This is a genomic window from Idiomarina sp. H2 (assembly GCF_004364275.1).
In the GTDB taxonomy this organism is placed as follows: Bacteria; Pseudomonadota; Gammaproteobacteria; order Enterobacterales; family Alteromonadaceae; genus Idiomarina; species Idiomarina loihiensis.
In genome coordinates this window covers 204,363-222,167 of sequence record NZ_SNZY01000001.1, presented here as the reverse complement: position 1 = coordinate 222,167, position 17,805 = coordinate 204,363, and the positions used below count along the sequence as shown (strand labels likewise).

14 protein-coding genes and 4 tRNA genes are annotated in these 17,805 nt (G+C 46.5%); 2 read left to right on the top strand and 16 right to left on the bottom strand.

Annotated features, from left to right (window positions below):
* Positions 1–7 precede the first annotated feature (7 nt).
* The 9 genes from lon to DET62_RS01080 all read right to left on the bottom strand — a co-directional run bounded on the left by lon (position 8) and on the right by DET62_RS01080 (position 6,671).
* The gene (gene lon, locus DET62_RS01120) at positions 8–2,332 is read right to left on the bottom strand and encodes an endopeptidase La (protein WP_011234254.1); all 2,325 of its coding nucleotides are present in this window, start codon (positions 2,330–2,332) and stop codon (positions 8–10) included.
* Positions 2,333–2,453: 121 nt separating this feature from the next.
* The gene (gene clpX / locus DET62_RS01115; protein ID WP_011234255.1) at positions 2,454–3,725 is read right to left on the bottom strand and encodes an ATP-dependent protease ATP-binding subunit ClpX; all 1,272 of its coding nucleotides are present in this window, start codon (positions 3,723–3,725) and stop codon (positions 2,454–2,456) included.
* Positions 3,726–3,753: 28 nt separating this feature from the next.
* Positions 3,754–4,374 (bottom strand): ATP-dependent Clp endopeptidase proteolytic subunit ClpP, encoded by a 621-nt coding sequence (gene clpP / locus DET62_RS01110; RefSeq protein ID WP_011234256.1) that lies wholly within the window; start codon positions 4,372–4,374, stop codon positions 3,754–3,756.
* 99 nt (positions 4,375–4,473) lie between these two features.
* A complete protein-coding gene (gene tig, locus DET62_RS01105) occupies positions 4,474–5,775 on the bottom strand; it encodes a trigger factor (RefSeq protein ID WP_011234257.1) in 1,302 nt (433 codons plus the stop codon).
* Between the two features lie 180 nt (positions 5,776–5,955).
* Complete coding sequence (locus DET62_RS01100; RefSeq protein WP_011234258.1) at positions 5,956–6,183, bottom strand: hypothetical protein; 228 nt, start codon at positions 6,181–6,183, stop codon at positions 5,956–5,958.
* 100 nt (positions 6,184–6,283) lie between these two features.
* Positions 6,284–6,360, bottom strand: a tRNA-Pro gene (locus DET62_RS01095).
* A gap of 27 nt (positions 6,361–6,387) precedes the next feature.
* Positions 6,388–6,463 (bottom strand) — tRNA-His (locus tag DET62_RS01090).
* A gap of 26 nt (positions 6,464–6,489) precedes the next feature.
* Positions 6,490–6,566 (bottom strand) — tRNA-Arg (locus DET62_RS01085).
* A 28-nt stretch (positions 6,567–6,594) separates the two neighbouring features.
* Positions 6,595–6,671: transfer RNA gene (locus tag DET62_RS01080), tRNA-Pro, on the bottom strand.
* A gap of 240 nt (positions 6,672–6,911) precedes the next feature.
* Here DET62_RS01080 and folD point away from each other — a divergent pair.
* Positions 6,912–7,772 carry a bifunctional methylenetetrahydrofolate dehydrogenase/methenyltetrahydrofolate cyclohydrolase FolD gene (gene folD / locus DET62_RS01075; RefSeq protein ID WP_110012638.1) on the top strand — a complete coding sequence of 287 codons (861 nt, stop codon included), beginning with the start codon at positions 6,912–6,914 and terminating at the stop codon, positions 7,770–7,772.
* Between the two features lie 3 nt (positions 7,773–7,775).
* On the opposite strand, the gene DET62_RS01070 is transcribed toward folD, so the two are convergent.
* Together DET62_RS01070 and topA are read right to left on the bottom strand one after the other, a co-directional pair.
* Positions 7,776–8,510: a TadE family protein gene (locus DET62_RS01070; protein WP_110012639.1), complete on the bottom strand. Its 735-nt coding sequence runs from the start codon at positions 8,508–8,510 to the stop codon at positions 7,776–7,778.
* A gap of 111 nt (positions 8,511–8,621) precedes the next feature.
* Entirely contained in the window at positions 8,622–11,240 is a 2,619-nt protein-coding gene (topA, locus tag DET62_RS01065) for a type I DNA topoisomerase (RefSeq protein ID WP_110012640.1), read from the bottom strand.
* Positions 11,241–11,536: 296 nt separating this feature from the next.
* Between topA and astB the strand changes: the two genes are divergently transcribed.
* Positions 11,537–12,880, top strand: a complete 1,344-nt coding sequence (gene astB, locus DET62_RS01060) for an N-succinylarginine dihydrolase (protein WP_011234262.1) — start codon at positions 11,537–11,539, stop codon at positions 12,878–12,880.
* A 34-nt stretch (positions 12,881–12,914) separates the two neighbouring features.
* Here astB and purF read toward each other — a convergent pair whose 3' ends face one another.
* The 5 genes from purF to accD form a co-directional block, all read right to left on the bottom strand.
* On the bottom strand, positions 12,915–14,432 hold the full coding sequence (gene purF, locus DET62_RS01055; protein WP_110012641.1) for an amidophosphoribosyltransferase: 1,518 nt from the start codon (positions 14,430–14,432) through the stop codon (positions 12,915–12,917).
* A gap of 14 nt (positions 14,433–14,446) precedes the next feature.
* Positions 14,447–14,941, bottom strand: a complete 495-nt coding sequence (locus DET62_RS01050) for a CvpA family protein (RefSeq protein WP_011234264.1) — start codon at positions 14,939–14,941, stop codon at positions 14,447–14,449.
* Positions 14,942–15,030: 89 nt separating this feature from the next.
* Positions 15,031–15,519, bottom strand: a complete 489-nt coding sequence (locus DET62_RS01045; protein WP_243734820.1) for an SPOR domain-containing protein — start codon at positions 15,517–15,519, stop codon at positions 15,031–15,033.
* Between the two features lie 60 nt (positions 15,520–15,579).
* Positions 15,580–16,872 (bottom strand): bifunctional tetrahydrofolate synthase/dihydrofolate synthase, encoded by a 1,293-nt coding sequence (folC, locus tag DET62_RS01040; RefSeq protein ID WP_110012643.1) that lies wholly within the window; start codon positions 16,870–16,872, stop codon positions 15,580–15,582.
* Positions 16,872–17,750 (bottom strand): acetyl-CoA carboxylase, carboxyltransferase subunit beta, encoded by an 879-nt coding sequence (accD, locus tag DET62_RS01035; RefSeq protein WP_011234267.1) that lies wholly within the window; start codon positions 17,748–17,750, stop codon positions 16,872–16,874. The genes folC and accD overlap by 1 nt, the downstream gene beginning before the upstream one ends.
* Between the last annotated feature and the right edge of the window lie 55 nt (positions 17,751–17,805).

Below are 17,805 nucleotides of genomic sequence, written 5' to 3'. Positions count from 1 at the left end.
TTGCTGGTTACTCCTTAACCAAAGCAACATCCAATACTTCATCAATCCATTTTACCGGCTGAATCACTAAGTCCTGTTTTACGTTGTCAGCAATTTCTTTCAAGTCGCGTTCATTTTCTTTAGGAATTAACACATGCTTGATTCCACCACGGTGCGCAGCCAGCAATTTCTCTTTTAAACCACCAATGGCCAGCACTTCACCGCGCAACGTAATTTCGCCCGTCATTGCTACATCAGAACGAACAGGTTTACCGGTTAACGATGACACCATAGCTGTCACCATAGCAATACCTGCACTGGGCCCATCTTTCGGTGTAGCGCCTTCTGGCACATGCACGTGAATATCGCGTTTTTCATGGAAGTCTTCCGCAATGCCCAGCTTGTCAGCACGGCTACGAACCACTGTCAGAGCAGTTTGAATCGACTCCTGCATAACATCACCCAGGGAACCTGTGGTGGTTGTCTTTCCTTTACCAGCTACATTAGTAGCTTCGATAGTCAGCAAGTCTCCGCCAACTTCAGTCCATGCTAAGCCAGTAACCTGACCGACTTGATTCGCTTCTTCAGCTTTGCCGTAATCAAACCGTTGCACGCCCAAATAGTCGCTAAGATTGTCGCCGGTAATCTCAACATGTTTTATCGATTTATCCAGCAAAATTTGCTTAACCGATTTCCGGCACAAGCGCGACAGCTCACGTTCGAGGTTACGCACCCCGGCTTCGCGGGTGTAATAACGGATAATGCCAATAATCGCACTGTCCTGAACCGTAATTTCTTTTTCTTTTAAACCGTTACGGCCAATTTGCTTGGTTAACAAATGTCGCTTCGCAATATTCAGCTTCTCTTCTTCGGTGTAACCCGACAAGCGAATCACTTCCATGCGGTCTAATAATGGCGCTGGAATATTCATACTGTTAGATGTCGCCACAAACATGACATCTGACAAATCGTAATCGACTTCAAGATAATGGTCATTGAAGTTAATGTTTTGCTCAGGATCCAGTACTTCTAGCAATGCTGAAGCCGGGTCACCGCGCATGTCAGCCGACATTTTGTCAATTTCATCTAACAGAAACAGTGGATTACGAACGCCAACTTTTGACATTTTTTGAATCAGTTTACCCGGCATAGAGCCAATATAAGTACGGCGGTGACCTCGTATTTCTGCTTCATCGCGTACGCCCCCTAGCGCCATGCGCACATACTCACGCCCCGTCGCCTTCGCTATCGACTGTCCAAGCGAGGTTTTACCGACACCTGGAGGACCTACTAAACAAAGAATCGCACCTTTCACTTTGGTGGTTCGTTGTTGTACCGCAAGATACTCAATAATACGTTCTTTAACTTTCTCCAGCCCGTAGTGATCAGCATCTAAAACTTTTTCAGCATGAGCTAAATCTTTCTTAATACGCGAACGTTTCTTCCATGGAACCGATACCATCCAGTCTATATAGCCGCGCACGACAGTCGCTTCCGCTGACATGGGTGACATCATTTTTAATTTTTGTAACTCAGCTTCAGTCTTTTTCTTCGCTTCTGCCGGCATCTTGGCGTCATCGATTTTCTTCTGTAACTGCTCAAATTCATCGACGCCATCTTCGGTTTCACCCAGCTCTTTCTGAATGGCTTTCATTTGCTCATTCAAATAATATTCGCGCTGGCTTTTTTCCATCTGTTTTTTAACGCGGCTACGAATGCGCTTTTCCACCTGCAGAATATCAATCTCACCTTCCATCAGAGCCATCAGATGCTCGATGCGCTCCCGAATGTCAGTAATTTCAAGAATGGCCTGCTTTTCTGCAAGTTTCAGCGGCATATGGGCAGCCATTGTGTCCGCTAAGCGATCGCCGTCTTCAATGCCGGACAGAGACGTCAGTACTTCCGGCGGTATCTTCTTATTTAGCTTTACATAGCCTTCGAACTGATTCAGTGCCGAACGAATAAGAATCTCTTCTTCTTTTTCCGGTAACTCTTCCGCGGCCAGATAATGAATACTAGCTTGAAAGTATTCTTCGTTATCCTGCAATTCATCCAGCTGCGCCCGTTGCTTACCTTCAACCAGCACTTTAACGGTGCCATCGGGTAGTTTCAGTAGCTGTAGAACTGTCGCAACTGTACCTACCTGATAAATATCCTCAGTAGTAGGTTCATCCACAGAAGCGTCTTTCTGAGCCGCCAGAAAAACTTGTTTATCTTCATCCATAGCGGCTTGTAAGCATCGAATCGACTTTTCCCGACCGACAAAGAGTGGTATCACCATATGCGGGTATACCACGACATCTCTCAACGGCAGAACCGGCATCGTTAATTGTTCGGTGCGCTCTTCGCTCATTAAATTCTCTCCCGACCTAGGTTTACTTTGTAATATGCGGTCTTTACCTGAAAGTTCAATCCTTGACAGAAAAAAAGGGCCTTTCCGGCCCTTTTTCGAACACTTTTAATACAGTTTCGGATTATTCGCCCGAAGCCTGCTTATTTTTCTGCTGATTCGCGTAAATTAGAATAGGATCGGATTCACCAGCGATTACCGACTCATCCACCACAACTTTCGCGACCCCTTCAATAGAAGGCAGTTCATACATAGTGCCCAGCAGAACACCTTCCACAATGGAACGTAGACCACGAGCACCTGTTTTGCGAGCCATAGCCTTTTTCGCGATAGCTCTTAAAGCATCTTCACGAAACTCCAATTCAACGTCTTCCATTTCAAACAAAGCTGAGTATTGCTTGGTTAACGCATTTTTTGGCTCACGCAAAATTTCAATCAACGCTTCTTCATCCAGCTCATCTAGCGTGGCTACAACCGGTAAGCGACCAATGAATTCGGGAATCAAGCCATAGCGAACCAAATCTTCCGGTTCCACTTTAGCAATGATTGCCCCTTCTTCACTTTGCGTCTTACTCTTCACTTCTGCGCCAAAACCAATACCTGTTCCGGTAGACAAGCGTTGCTCGATAACTTTATTCAAGCCAGCAAAAGCACCGCCACAGATAAACAGAATTTTTGATGTATCGACTTGCAGAAACTCTTGTTGAGGATGTTTCCGACCACCTTGTGGCGGCACAGAAGCAACTGTTCCTTCAATCAGTTTCAGTAAGGCTTGTTGTACACCTTCACCACTGACATCGCGAGTAATCGACGGATTGTCCGACTTACGTGAAATCTTATCAATCTCATCAATATAGACAATACCACGCTCTGCTTTCTCAACGTCGTAATCACACTTCTGTAAAAGCTTTTGAATTATGTTTTCAACGTCTTCGCCAACATAACCCGCTTCGGTTAATGTTGTTGCATCTGCCATAGTAAATGGCACATCCAAATAACGCGCTAAGGTTTCAGCCAGGAAAGTTTTTCCTGAGCCTGTCGGACCAATTAGCAGGATATTACTTTTGCCAAGCTCAACTTCCTGCTTGGCTGAACCGCGTAAGCGTTTATAGTGATTATAAACGGCTACCGACAACACCTTTTTGGCGCGATCCTGACCAATAACATAGTCATCCAAATGCTTACGGATAGCTTTTGGCACAGGCAACTCATCCTGATCCGGAACCGGAGACAGTTGATGAATTTCTTCTTTTAGAATGTCATTGCATAGCTCAACGCATTCATCACAAATGAATACGGACGGTCCTGCAATAAGCTTCTTAACTTCGTGCTGACTTTTGCCACAAAAAGTGCAATATAGCGGCTTATCGCCGTCACCTTTGGACTGATCCGTCATGCTTTTCTCCTAACTGCTCTGCGCCAACTCAGGACTCTTCGCCACGCTGACGTAAAATACCATCAACCAGGCCGTAATCGATTGACTCTTCTGCCGATAAAAAGTGATCGCGATCAGTGTCTCTGGCCACTTTCTCGTAATCCTGACCTGTGTTCTCCGCTAACATACGGTTTAAGCGCTCTTTCAGATCCAAAATTTGTTTCGCATGAATTTCAAAATCTGACGCTTGTCCCTGGAATCCCCCCAACGGCTGGTGAATCATCACTCGGGAATTAGGTAAACAATAACGTTTACCCTGAGCACCACCAGCCAATAGGAACGCGCCCATACTGGCCGCTTGGCCCATACATACCGTGCTAACATCCGGCTTAATAAAGCGCATGGTATCGTAAATAGCCATACCCGCTGTCACTACCCCACCAGGCGAATTAATGTAAAGGTAAATGTCTTTATCAGGATTATCTGATTCTAAAAACAGTAGCTGAGCCACAATGAGATTGGCCATGTGGTCTTCTACCTGACCACAACAAAAAATGACACGTTCTTTTAAGAGACGTGAATAGATGTCGTAAGAGCGCTCACCTTTCGAAGTCTGCTCGACGACCATAGGGACTAGCTGTGCCATTGGATCCTGAATATCGCTCGACATGTTTTATAAAGCTCCTGAAATAAAAATGGCTCGTATGAGGTCATACGAGCCATTAAACCAAGCTGTAGCGGGACCCGTCAAGGATTCCGTTACACTAGATTACTGCTGCTTCGGATTCATGATGTCATCAAAGCTCGCTTTTTTATCTTTAACCGAGGCTTTTTCCAACACGAATTCGATTGCTTGCTCTTCCAACGCTAAGTTACGAACTTGCTGCATCATATCGTTGTTTGACTTGTAGTATTCCACAACTTCCTGCGGGTCTTCATAAGCAGAAGCTGCCGTTGCGATGATTTCATCAACTTTCTCATCATCAGCTTTAAGCTCGTTACCACGAATCACTTCACCTAATAACAAACCAACTTTAACACGCTCTTTCGCTTGTTCTTCGAACAGCTCCGCCGGTAAGTCAGGCATTTGTTCAACATTACCACCGAAACGTTGAGCCGCTTGCTTACGCAACTGGTCAATTTCCTGGTCGATCATTGATTTAGGCAGTTCAACGTCGTTGTTTTCAACAATACCTTTCAGTACTTGTTCTTTAACTTTTGCTTTCACTGCGTTTTTCAGCTCACGTTCCATATTTTTGCGAACTTCTTCTTTCAACGCTTCAACGCCGCCTTCTTTCACACCAAACAATGCAACGAACTCATCGTTTAGCTCTGGCAGGTCACGTGCTTCAACTTTCTTCGCGGTTACCACGAATTGCGCTTCTTTACCTTTCAGGTTTTCAGCGTGATAGTCTTCCGGGAAAGTGACTTCAATAGTCTTTTCTTCGCCCGCTTTAATTCCTTTGATTTGATCTTCAAACCCAGGAATCATGCGACCTTCGCCCAGCTCAAGCGCGAAGTCGTCAGCTTTACCGCCTTCAAATTCTTCACCGTCAATAGAACCAACGAAATCCATAGTGACACGGTCACCCTTTTTGGATTTACGCTTAACTTCTTTCCAGTCAGCATGTTGTTTCTGCAACGTTTCCAGCATGTTGTCGACGTCTTTCTCTGTGACTTCAACAGCAGGCTTTTCAACTTTTACTTTGTCCAGGTTCTGTACTTCTACTTCTGGATACACTTCGAACGTAGCCGTGAACTCAAGATCTTTACCTGGCTCATTGACTTTAGGTTCAATTGCAGGTGCGCCAGCAGGGTTCAGTTTTTCCTGCATAACAGCTTCAAAGTATTTACTTTGCATGATACTTGACGCTGCACGTGAACGGGCTTCGCGACCAAACAGCTTTTGTAATACGTTTGGCGGAATTTTTCCTTTGCGGAAACCATTCACACGACGATGGCGATATTCTTCTTTTAATAAGCGTTTTACTTCGCTATCAATTGTATCTGCCGGGACTGTAACAGTCACACGACGTTCTAAACCTTGAGTTGTCTCTACAGAAACCTGCATTGCTTCATTACCTCGGTTTCAATCAATGAATGTTACTCGCATCAACTTATCATTATAAAAATGAGATACGGCAACGGCGTTGACCTTTAAAAATGACGCAGCATTATAGCGAGGTGACCGCCCGGAGTCGAGCCCCCGAGCGGCAATTTTTAGGCTTCACTTTAACGGAAGGAAAAATAACTAAGATTTATCTTTAAGCTCAAGGAGTAGATTGTTGATTTCGCCCAGTTTATCCGGTTTATCCCCGGCCATATTTTCTTGATCGGCGACTTCGGTTTCCAATTCATCATAACGCCACTGCGTCAGCACTTCGATTTTCTGCTCGTTTGAAAGCTCAGGATCATTTGCCACGTCTTGCGGAGAATCGAACGCTTCAGCGGGATTCTTTAAACTTTTCTTAAAGTCCATAACAATAGCTCCAGCCAAGGATTAACAACAAAATCTTTTGATTAAGTATTAGATAAATGTAGCAGTAGTGGCTGAAAAGAAAAAGGGGGAATTAGTGTAATGGTCGGCGATGCAGGATTTGAACCTGCGACCCCTTGGACCCAAACCAAGTGCGCTACCAAACTGCGCTAATCGCCGAAATACAGGATGTTACTTCAAAAGAAATGGGGTGGATGATGGGACTTGAACCCACGACAACCGGAATCACAATCCGGGGCTCTACCAACTGAGCTACACCCACCACTGAGTGATTTCTTTGGCGCGTTATGGCGCACCCGGCAGGATTCGAACCTGCGACCCACGGCTTAGAAGGCCGTTGCTCTATCCAACTGAGCTACGGGCGCATATCGAACCAATAAACCGTCAAGAGAATGGTCGGCGATGCAGGATTTGAACCTGCGACCCCTTGGACCCAAACCAAGTGCGCTACCAAACTGCGCTAATCGCCGAATTTCTCCGAAAGCCGTGTCATACGCAGCTTTTAAAAATACTATTGCTGGTCGACAACGGTGGCGAATATTACCTGCTGAAGACTGACCCGTCAAACTTTTTTTCGGTTATCAGTGCCGACTGGCTACTTTTGCAACAACCTGACGACTAAACCAACAACCGGTGACATTCAGGGCAGAAAAAAGTTACAATACAACTTATATATCACCTTGAATTCTCTCATCTTTGGGAACGTCATTATGCCAGCTCAAATTATCGATGGTAAAACCATCGCTGCCACTGTTCGCCAGGCGGTTAAACAGCAAGTAAAAGAACGCATTGATTCCGGATTACGCGCACCAGGGTTAGCTGTTGTTCTGGTCGGAAGCGACGCCGCTTCAGAAGTTTACGTGGGCAACAAGCGCCGTGCCTGTGAAGACGTTGGTTTTCGTTCGTTTGATTACGACTTACCAATAACCACAACACAGAAAGAACTTGAGAAGCTCATTGAAGATCTGAACGATGACGACGCCGTAGATGGTATTTTAGTTCAGCTTCCGTTGCCTGCGGGTCTGGATGCCACACCAATTTTAGAAAGAATTCGCCCGGATAAAGATGTCGACGGCTTCCATCCATTCAATATTGGACGTTTGTCACAACGTATCCCGGCTTTGCGCCCCTGTACCCCCAAAGGTATTATGACACTGTTAGAGCATACGCACGTTGACTTACACGGCTTAAACGCAGTGGTTGTCGGGGCATCGAATATTGTTGGTCGTCCAATGAGCCTGGAGTTATTACTGGCAGGAGCAACAACGACGGTGTGTCATCGCTTTACCAAAGACTTATCCGATCATGTCAAGCGTGCTGATATCGTTGTTGTTGCGGTAGGCAAAGCGGAGTTCATTCCTGGCGAGTGGATTAAACCTGGCGCCATCGTCATAGATGTAGGAATGAATCGCCTGCCCGATGGTCGATTAACCGGTGACGTGGAGTTCTCTGTCGCTGCCGAGCGAGCCGGCTGGATCACTCCTGTTCCCGGTGGCGTTGGCCCCATGACAGTTGCCTCGTTAATTGAGAACACATTGCAGGCCTGTGTCGATTATCACGACGTTCGTTAAATTTTATTGCTGTCGGTAGCCGCTTAACATGACATGTTGAGCGGTATTCGATAACCCCCACAACGGTTTATCAAATAAAGTACTTCGGCCTGCACAGTAAGTCGCGGCTTTTGAATCTGAGACTAAACTCTGTGTTGCCGCCAGAAAATCAGCAGCAATTGGAATTTCCAGTGGCAAGCACCAATAAGTTTCAATAACCAAAACGCGTGCCTGATGCCATTCCTCGGAGGCATTATCGCCAGCCCGTGCATGATAATGGTCAACCGAAATTTCCAGTACGTCTTTTTGCAATTCGTTATCCCAGCGCCAGTCCGAAAACTGGCGAAAATCATTAGTACTGGGTGACAGAACCTTTAATTGTCCAAAGCGCGAGAAATGAAGTCGCTGTTTAGCTATAGCCTCAGCTGCGGCGGCTATTTTGTTATCTATGTTCAGTTGTGGTTTTAAACCGGCCATTCCTGCCGCCAGCGTGTTCACCATGGCATTATTGTTACCATGGTTAAGACTTCCTGCTCTCACTGCATACTGATTCGCTACTGTAAGTGTTTGCTGCGCCCACCAAATAAAGAGAACCTGAACAAAAGTAAAAACGCAGGCGACAATAACAGGCCAAACGACCAGCAACTCAACACTCGCCTGCCCGGATTGTTTTTTCAATATTTTAACGGGGTTCAGAAAAGAAAAACCCGCTGCCGGAAAAGCAGCGGGAAGTGTTATGCTCAAGCGAGACAATAACATGAGGACCTCCGTGTCCGGTGTGCCGTGTCCTTCAATAGACACCGCACTATGTTAGTCCTGCTTTTATATTTTAACTATTGGCAAAATGAGTGTTTGCTCGTAAGCCTTTAACTACTTTTCTTCTACCTGCCATTTACCACTGCGGTAAAAAGCCTTCCAGCCCGTTTGTTTCTTCTTAATTTCAGTAACAACGTACTGTTCTTTGTTCTTTCTTGAAAAACGAACAATAGCATCATTACCGTCATCATCTTCTTTCGGGGCTTCAGCCAGGTACTTGAACTTTTCCGGTAAACGATCTTTAAACTTAGCCAGTTCTTTTACCGTAACTGCCCGAGTTTCTCTCGATTTAGGGAAGGTATTGGCCGACAGGAAAATACCGGAGGCACCGTCTCTTAGCACAAAGTAAGCATCCGACTCTTCACAAGGTAACTCAGGCAACGGCACTGGGTCTTCTTTCGGTGGCGCAGCTTCCCCGCTTCGCAGTAATTTTCGGGTGTTTTTACACTCACTGTTAGTGCAGCCGAAGTACTTACCAAAACGTCCCGTTTTTAACTGCATTTCAGAACCACACTTATCGCATTCAATGGTGGGTCCGTCATACCCCTTAATGCGGAAAGTCCCCTCTTCAACCAGTTGACCGTCACATGTTGGGTTGTTACCACAAACATGAAGCTTACGCTTTTCGTCAATAAGGTAACTGTCCATTGCGGTGCCACACTTAGGGCAACGCTTTTTGGCACGAAGCGCTTCTGTTTCGCGCTCTTCTTCGTCAGTCACCTCTATCGCTTCTTCGCCCGGTGTCAGGTTAAGCGTTTTGGTACAACGTTCTTTGGGCGGTAAGTTATAGCCAGAACAGCCAAGGAATACGCCCGTGGACGCTGTTCTTATTCCCATTTTACGACCACACTCAGGGCAATCGATATCGGTAAGAACCATGCTGTTCTCACGCATGCCGCCCTCAGTCGGTTCCAGTTCTGCTTTTTCCAGGCGCTCTTTAAAGTCTGCATAAAACTTATCCAGAGTCTCTTTCCAGTCACGTTTCCCGGCAGCAATATCATCCAGCGCCTGTTCCATTTCTGCCGTAAAGTTATAATTCATTAGCTCAGTGAAGTTCTCAATCAACCGATCATTGACAATTTCACCCATTTTCTCGGCAAAGAAACGACGGCTCTCCACCCGAACATAACCGCGATCCTGAATGGTAGAAATAATTGAAGCATAAGTTGATGGACGACCAATGCCTCGTTTCTCCAGTTCTTTGACCAGAGAAGCCTCACCATAACGCGCCGGTGGCTTAGTAAAGTGTTGTTCCGGGTTCAGTTTCTCCAGCTGTAATGCATCGCCTTTTTTCACATCAGGCAAGGTCGCATCACCGTCTTTTTTACTACTGGCCGGAGGCATCACCTTAGTCCAACCGGCAAACCGCATCACGCGTCCGCGAGCTTTCAATTCAAAATCGCCGGCGGTTGCCGTCAGGGTGGTACTATCGTATCGAGCCGGTACCATTTGGCAGGCCACAAACTGACGCCAAATCAACTCATACAAACGCTGCGCGTCTCGCTCCACAGAAGCCAGTGACTCTGACTTAACCTTCACATCTGACGGACGTATCGCTTCGTGCGCTTCCTGTGCGTTACTTTTTGCACCATAGCGAACAGGAGCGTCCGGTAAATAATTTTTACCAAAGTCCTTGGTAATTAATTCACGACAAGCATCGACAGCCTCAGAACTTAAATTGGTTGAATCGGTACGCATGTACGTAATGTGGCCTGCTTCATACAGACGCTGAGCCATCATCATGGTTTTCTTAACGCCAAAGCCTAATCGGGTACTGGCGGCTTGCTGCAGAGTCGAGGTAATAAAAGGCGCACTGGGTTTACTGGACGTTGGCTTATCTTCACGCCCGGTAATTTCATAGCCGGCTTTTTTCAGTAGTGCTAAAGCTGCGTCCGTTTCCTGTTTATTGGACGGACGGAAGTTCTTACCAGCCTGCTTCATCACCTGCATGCGCAGAGACTCGTCCGCAGGCGTGTTTAAGTCTGCATGAACGTCCCAGTACTCTTCCGGTACAAAGGCTTTAATTTCACGCTCACGTTCAACCACAAGCCTTACAGCGACAGATTGGACACGTCCTGCTGACAACCCTCGGGCGATTTTCTTCCACAACAAGGGCGACACCATAAAACCAACGACCCGATCCAGGAAACGTCGGGTCTGCTGCGCATTAACCCGGTCGGTGTTCAGCTCTGCCGGATGTTGAAAAGCTTCTTGAATGGCTTTTTTCGTTATTTCGTTAAACACCACGCGTTTATATCGCGAGTCATCACCACCAATAAGTTCCCGCAAGTGCCAGGCTATCGCCTCTCCCTCGCGGTCCAAATCCGTTGCCAGAATAATTTCATCTGACTTTTTGGCTAACTGTTTTAGCTCTTTAACGACTTTTTCTTTTCCCTGCAGAACCTCGTAATGCGCTTCCCAGTCATTTTCCGGGTCAACCCCCATACGAGCAATCAGTCGCTTATAATCACGTTCTTTCTGGTATTTTGCCTTAGCATCCGGCGACATCTTGCGTACTTCTGCAGCCGGCTTACTCTTTATTGTCTCAGTGGCACGGGTAGGCAGATCACGGACATGACCAACACTGGACTTAACGACAAAGTCCTTACCTAAATACTTATTAATCGTTTTGGCTTTTGCCGGAGACTCGACAATGACGAGCGATTTTGCCATAGAATAATCGTTCTCTTGTTGTAGATGACCGTGTATATACGTGCTAACAGTAACAATTACAAGTGCAATTGCTCTTTAGCGGCCTTTTTTAGGTATATCGGTTATCGCTTGCAGAAACAACCGCAACTCGGTTATTTGATAAAAATTCGCACAAGTTAAATAAACAGTCACAATTACGTTAGCAAGCCAAAGTCCAGAAAAATAAAGGCTTTCAAGGCCGTTTTAAAACAGTATAATGGCAATTAAGTTTCTATTTTTAGGTGCACGATACGTGCAGGGAGTATCGACAAGTGAGCATGCAACACTTCGAAGTCAACTATGACGGTTTGGTTGGGCCAACTCATAACTACGCTGGACTGTCGTTCGGCAACGTTGCCTCTTTAGCCAATGCAAAAGCAACATCCAGCCCCAAACATGCTGCCCTGCAAGGTCTGAAAAAAATGAAAGCCTTGCACGATATGGGAATGAAGCAAGGTGTGTTGGCGCCACAGGAACGCCCGGATATTTTTGCATTACGCCGCCTGGGCTTCCACGGTACCGATTCCGAGGTTTTATACCGTGCAGCAACCGAAGCGCCCGCCATATTTCAGGCCGTTTGCTCCGCTTCCAGTATGTGGACAGCCAATGCCGCGACAGTTTCGCCCAGTGCAGACACAGCAAATGGGAAAGTGCATTTCACTCCGGCGAATCTGACCAATAAGTTTCACCGTTCGTTAGAACCACAAACCAGTGGCCGTATTCTGCAGGCAATGTTCAATAATGGTCGTTATTTTGAGCATCACACCCACCTGCCGGACAATGAACATTTTGGTGACGAAGGTGCCGCGAACCACACCCGTCTGTGTCGTGAATATGGTCATGCCGGAATTGAGCTCTTTGTTTTTGGCCGTTACGCCTTCGACAGTTCTAAACCAGCACCTAAGCGCTTCCCGGCAAGACAGACTCTGGAAGCCTCTCAGGCAATTGCCCGGTTGCATGGTTTAAGTGAAGACAACACCGTTTACATTCAGCAGAACCCCGATGTTATTGACCAGGGCGTATTCCATAATGATGTTATCGCGGTCGGTAACCAGAATGTGCTTTTTTATCACGAGCAGGCCTTTACTGATACCGAGTCGAAATTAGCAGAAATTCAACGTAAATTCGGCGAACATCCGCTACATTTCATTAAAGTTGCTACAGAACAAGTGAGCATTCAGGACGCAGTAAATACCTACTTATTCAATACTCAGTTAATTACACCGCCCGACGGCCAAATGACCATTATCGCGCCTACAGAGTGCCAGGAAAACGATAATGTCCGTTCCTATCTTGAGCAGTTGACGCAAAGCGCTGACAGCCCAATTAAGCGGGTTGAGTACTTTGATGTGAAACAGAGTATGCGCAACGGGGGCGGTCCAGCCTGTTTGCGTTTACGTGTTGCTTTAAACGATGAAGAAATAGCGGGTGCAAACCAGAATTGCCTGATGTCTGACGGGTTATTTAATCGTTTGAATCAATGGGTAGAGAAGCATTACCGTGATGAGTTAGCAGTAGATGATTTACGTGACCCGGCGCTACTGGAAGAATCACGCACGGCACTTGATGAGTTAACACAAATTATGAAGCTGGGTTCGGTGTACCCATTCCAGCAAGACTGAGCGCCCAGCGCTCAGTCTTTTATTTCAGAATGAATTAATCGTTGTCGTTGTGAAGTTCGAGGTTGGCGTCTTCTGAGCCGTCACGATCGGACCTTGCAACGTCATTACGTGCCGCATGCAAACGATCTAAGTACTCCTGGCTCACATCACCCGTTACGTATTCACCACTGAATACCGACGTATCAAAACGTTTAATTGATCGGTTCTCTGCTCCTACTGCTTCAATTAAGTCGTCAAGATCCTGATAAATGAGACCATCAGCTTTAATTATGTCACGAATTTCCGTTGCTTCACGTCCGTGACCAATCAGCTCGTTAGCGCTTGGCATATCAATGCCGTAAACGTTCGGGAAGCGAATTTCCGGAGCAGCTGAAGCAAAATATACTTTCTTCGCACCGGCTTCACGAGCCATTTCAATTATTTGCTCTGACGTTGTTCCACGTACAATTGAATCATCAACCAGCAGAACGTTCTTACCACGGAATTCCGCGCTAATGGCATTTAACTTTCGGCGTACTGATTTACGTCGCTGAGTCTGTCCCGGCATAATAAAGGTACGACCAATATAACGGTTTTTCACAAAGCCCTGGCGATAAGGTAAGTCCAGCACGCTGGCTATCTCTAAAGCGATATCACAGCTGGTTTCAGGAATTGGAATAACCACATCAATATCGAGTTCGCCGTAATCACGCTTTATCTTCTCGCCCAGCTTACGGCCCATATTAACCCTTGATGCATACACCGAAATGCCATCAATAAACGAGTCGGGACGCGCAAAGTACACGTACTCAAAAATACACGGACAATGTATTGGCTTATCAGCGCACTGACGAGAATACAGCTTGCCATCGTTTGTAATATAAATAGCTTCGCCAGGCTCGACATCGCGCATATATTTAAAACCGGTGCCGTCAATGGCAACGCTTTCAGAGGCAACAATGTACTCTTCGCCGTCTTCGGTATCACGTTTACCCAGAGCTAAAGGACGAATGCCCCATGGGTCACGGAATGCAACCATGCCATGACCCAGAATCATGGCTACCACAGCGTAAGAACCACGAACCTGACGGTGAACCGCGGTCATGGTGCGAAAAACGTCTTCTTCGCTCAGCGTTAAACTCTCGTTTTTATCCAGCTCATTGGCAAAAATGTTCAGCAAAATTTCCGAGTCGGAGGTGGTATTAATATGACGACGGGCCGTTTGAAACAAATGTTCCTGAACGTCAGCAGCATTAGTTAAGTTACCGTTGTGCGCCATGGCAATACCAAAAGGCGAGTTAACATAGAATGGCTGCGCTTCTGCTGAGCTCGAACTTCCGGCCGTAGGATAACGCACATGACCAATACCGACGTTACCCGACAAGCGGTGCATGTGACGCGTATGGAACACATCCCGCACCAGTCCGTTGGCTTTTCTTAAACGCAAAGTACAGTGTTCATCAACTGTCATAATACCAGCGGCGTCCTGGCCACGATGTTGAAGCATAGTTAACCCATCGTAAAGCGCTTGGTTAACGGGTTGCTTACCAACAATACCAACAATACCACACATGTCTTTTCACCTTTTTATACAGGTTGAGGGACTAAAAAACTGGAGCTGTTTTCCAGGTAACTGAAAAACCACTGAATAAATACACCGAAATGGGGAATTAACACGGACTCCTTCCACCAGTCACTGGAAGATAAGGTAGTAAAGGAGTCGATAAAGAATAATAACGCACTGACAATTAGCACTCCGCGTAAGGCACCAAAAACCAGACCAAGTACCCGGTCGGTTCCGGACAAGCCGGTGTGATGGACTAATTGAGAAAGAATATAGTTGATAATAGCGCCCAGAATAAGTGTCGCTACAAATAGTGCAGCAATAGCGGCTGCGTTTCTGACCAACGGGTCCCCAATTTGGGTAAAGTATACCGCAAGATCTTCGTAGAACTGACTAGCGATGAAAAAAGCTGCTATCCAGATGGCCAGAGATACGGCTTCTTTAACGAATCCTCTTACCAGGCTGATAAGCGTAGAAAGGCCAATAACAATGATAATGGCGTAGTCAATCCAGAGCATAGTGACTCACAATTGCTGAGCTAAAGACGCGGGCGATTTTAACAGAATGCGATTCATAATGTGATTTCTTTTCGCATATATTGCAAAACTTATGGCCGGTAGGTAATGACCTTACCTTCAAGGCCAGTTAGCTCTTTTAACGGCGTCAGTTGCTTTTCTAGTTCTGTTTTTGATGTATCCGGACCAACCAATACACGGATCAAAGAACCTCCGGACGTCTCTTGAGAGTATGCGGCAAAGCCTTTTGCCTGTAGCTGTGAAATAAGCCGCTTAACACTATCTTCCTGACTAAAAGCACCTAACTGAATAACCCAGGCTTTACCATCGACCGCGAACTCGGCTGGCTCACGTGGTGGAGCTTGTACGTTGCTGTCCTCCTGAACCGAAGCGGCCTCATCTGCCGTTTTCTCAACATCTGATGATGCTTCTTCAACCGTAACGGGTTCTGCTACAGTTGTATCTGATAGAGTTTCCGGCTTCTTCAGCTGCTCCTCTACTGCGGGTTTTAATGGAATGGTTTCCATTGGTTCCACAGGCTCTTTCTTTTCGCCATCAAGCACATCTGGAATAATGATCACGGCTAACGCCACAAGTATTAAAGTGCCAACGAGACGATTTTGTAGAGGACTGGACAAAGCTCAAGCTCCTTTTAGATACGCGTTAATTCTCGCTACAGTGTAAAACGAGCCGAAGCCGAAAACCAGAGCTTTGCCGTCATTCATTTGCCATTGCTGCGCTGCTGTCACTGCTGCTGCAAACGCCTGCTCCACCGATTCAAACAGATAACAGGATTCTGTAGGTAATTTAGCATTGATCACCAAGTTATCAGCAGTTTCACCACGCGGCTCTGACAGTGAGCCAAGATACCAGGCAGAAGCCTGAGAACTCAAGGCATTAGCGACACCGGCATGGTCTTTGTCACTTAACATCCCCACAACAGCAAAAATTTTATGTTGTGGATAAAATCTATTCAAATAGCGACTAGCATAAACTGCAGCCTGCGGGTTATGCGCAACGTCCAGCAAAACTTCAATACCATTAACGGTATCAGACTGCATTCTCCCAGGTAAACTTGCCCGAGTAATACCTTCACGAATAGCCGATAAGCTGACTGGTAACGGCAATTGTTCGATAGCCGCAATGGCTGTTGACGCGTTGATAAGAGGCAGTTTTGGTAACGGCAAGTCATTCAATTGGGTGTTCTGACTACGATAACTCCAGCTTTCATCGTATTCGGTACGATGAAAGTCACGCCCGACTTGATAAAGCCTAGCCCCGATGCGCTCCGCGCTTTCTGCAATACTGGCCGTTGGACTTGCTTCACCACAAATTAATGGCTTACCCGATCTGGCAATACCGGCTTTTTCATACCCAATGTGCTCACGATTATTTCCGAGAAAAGCAATGTGGTCGATGCCGATACTGGTGACCACAGCCACGTCTGCGTCAACACAGTTAACCGCGTCTAGACGCCCACCCAGGCCTACCTCAAGAATAGCGACATCCGGAGACTGGCGACCCATTAACCAAAGCGCCGCTAACGTACCAAACTCAAAATAAGTTAATGACGTATTGTTACGAGCCTGCTCAATAGCATGAAATGCTTTAACGTGTTCGGAGTCCGGCAATTCTTGCGCATTAACCCGAACTCGCTCGCGATACTCGGTAATATGCGGTGAAGTATAAACGCCGGTAGTGTAACCTGCCGCTTGCAGAATCGTTTCCAGATAGCAAACTGTTGAGCCTTTACCATTGGTTCCGCTAACCGTTATGACTAAAGCTGCCGGCTTTAATACGCCGGCATTAGCAGCCACTCTGGCTACACGCTCCAGACCCATATCGATATTTTTCGGATGAAGTTTTTCGAGGTAGGTCAGCCACTCCTGCAGTGATGCAGTCACTGCAGGAGCTGATGAGGATATCTCCGCCATTACTCGTTTACACTTACTTCCGTAGCTTCGGTAGAAGGTAAGTTTTGCATTTTCGCCAACAAACGGGCAACAGTATCGCGCATATCACGACGGTCGGTAATCATGTCGATAGCCCCATGTTCCAGCAGGAACTCAGCGCGTTGAAAACCTTCCGGTAAGGTTTGACGAACCGTTTGTTCAATAACCCGAGGTCCGGCAAAGCCGATGAGAGCTTTTGGTTCAGCAATATGAATATCGCCCAACATTGCCAGACTCGCAGAAACACCACCCATGGTCGGGTCGGTTAATATCGAGATGAACGGCAGGCCTTCTTCGCTCATACGAGCTAAAGCCGCAGAGGTCTTAGCCATTTGCATTAACGACATCAGAGCTTCCTGCATACGAGCACCGCCGGAGGCAGAGAAACATACCAGCGGAATACGATGCTTAAGGCAGACTTCGGCAGCCAGTACAAACTTAGCCCCTACCACCGATGCCATGGAGCCGCCCATAAAGTTAAAGTCAAAGGCAACCGCGACTAGAGGAACGCCTTTTACGGTACCTTTCTCGGCAATTAGGGCGTCGTTCTCACCCGTGCTTTTTTGCGCGGCAGCAATACGGTCTTTGTATTTTTTGGAATCTTTAAAGCGCAGAACATCTTTTGGCTCTAAATCTGTGCCTATTTCTTCGCGATTGTCTTTATCCAGAAAAATATCTAAACGGCTGCGCCCGGTAACCCGCATGTGATGATCACACTTAGGGCAAACATTAAGGCTGCGTTCTAAATCAGCCTTATAAATAATATTGCCACAGGCCGTGCACTTACTCCACACGCCCTCTGGAACGCCACGTCTTTTGTTAATTTTTGGCTTCGCAAGAATTCTTTCTATCCAGCTCATACTATTCCGCCCAAAGGCTGTTATTAGTCAATTTGATGTAGCTTACATGGTACCA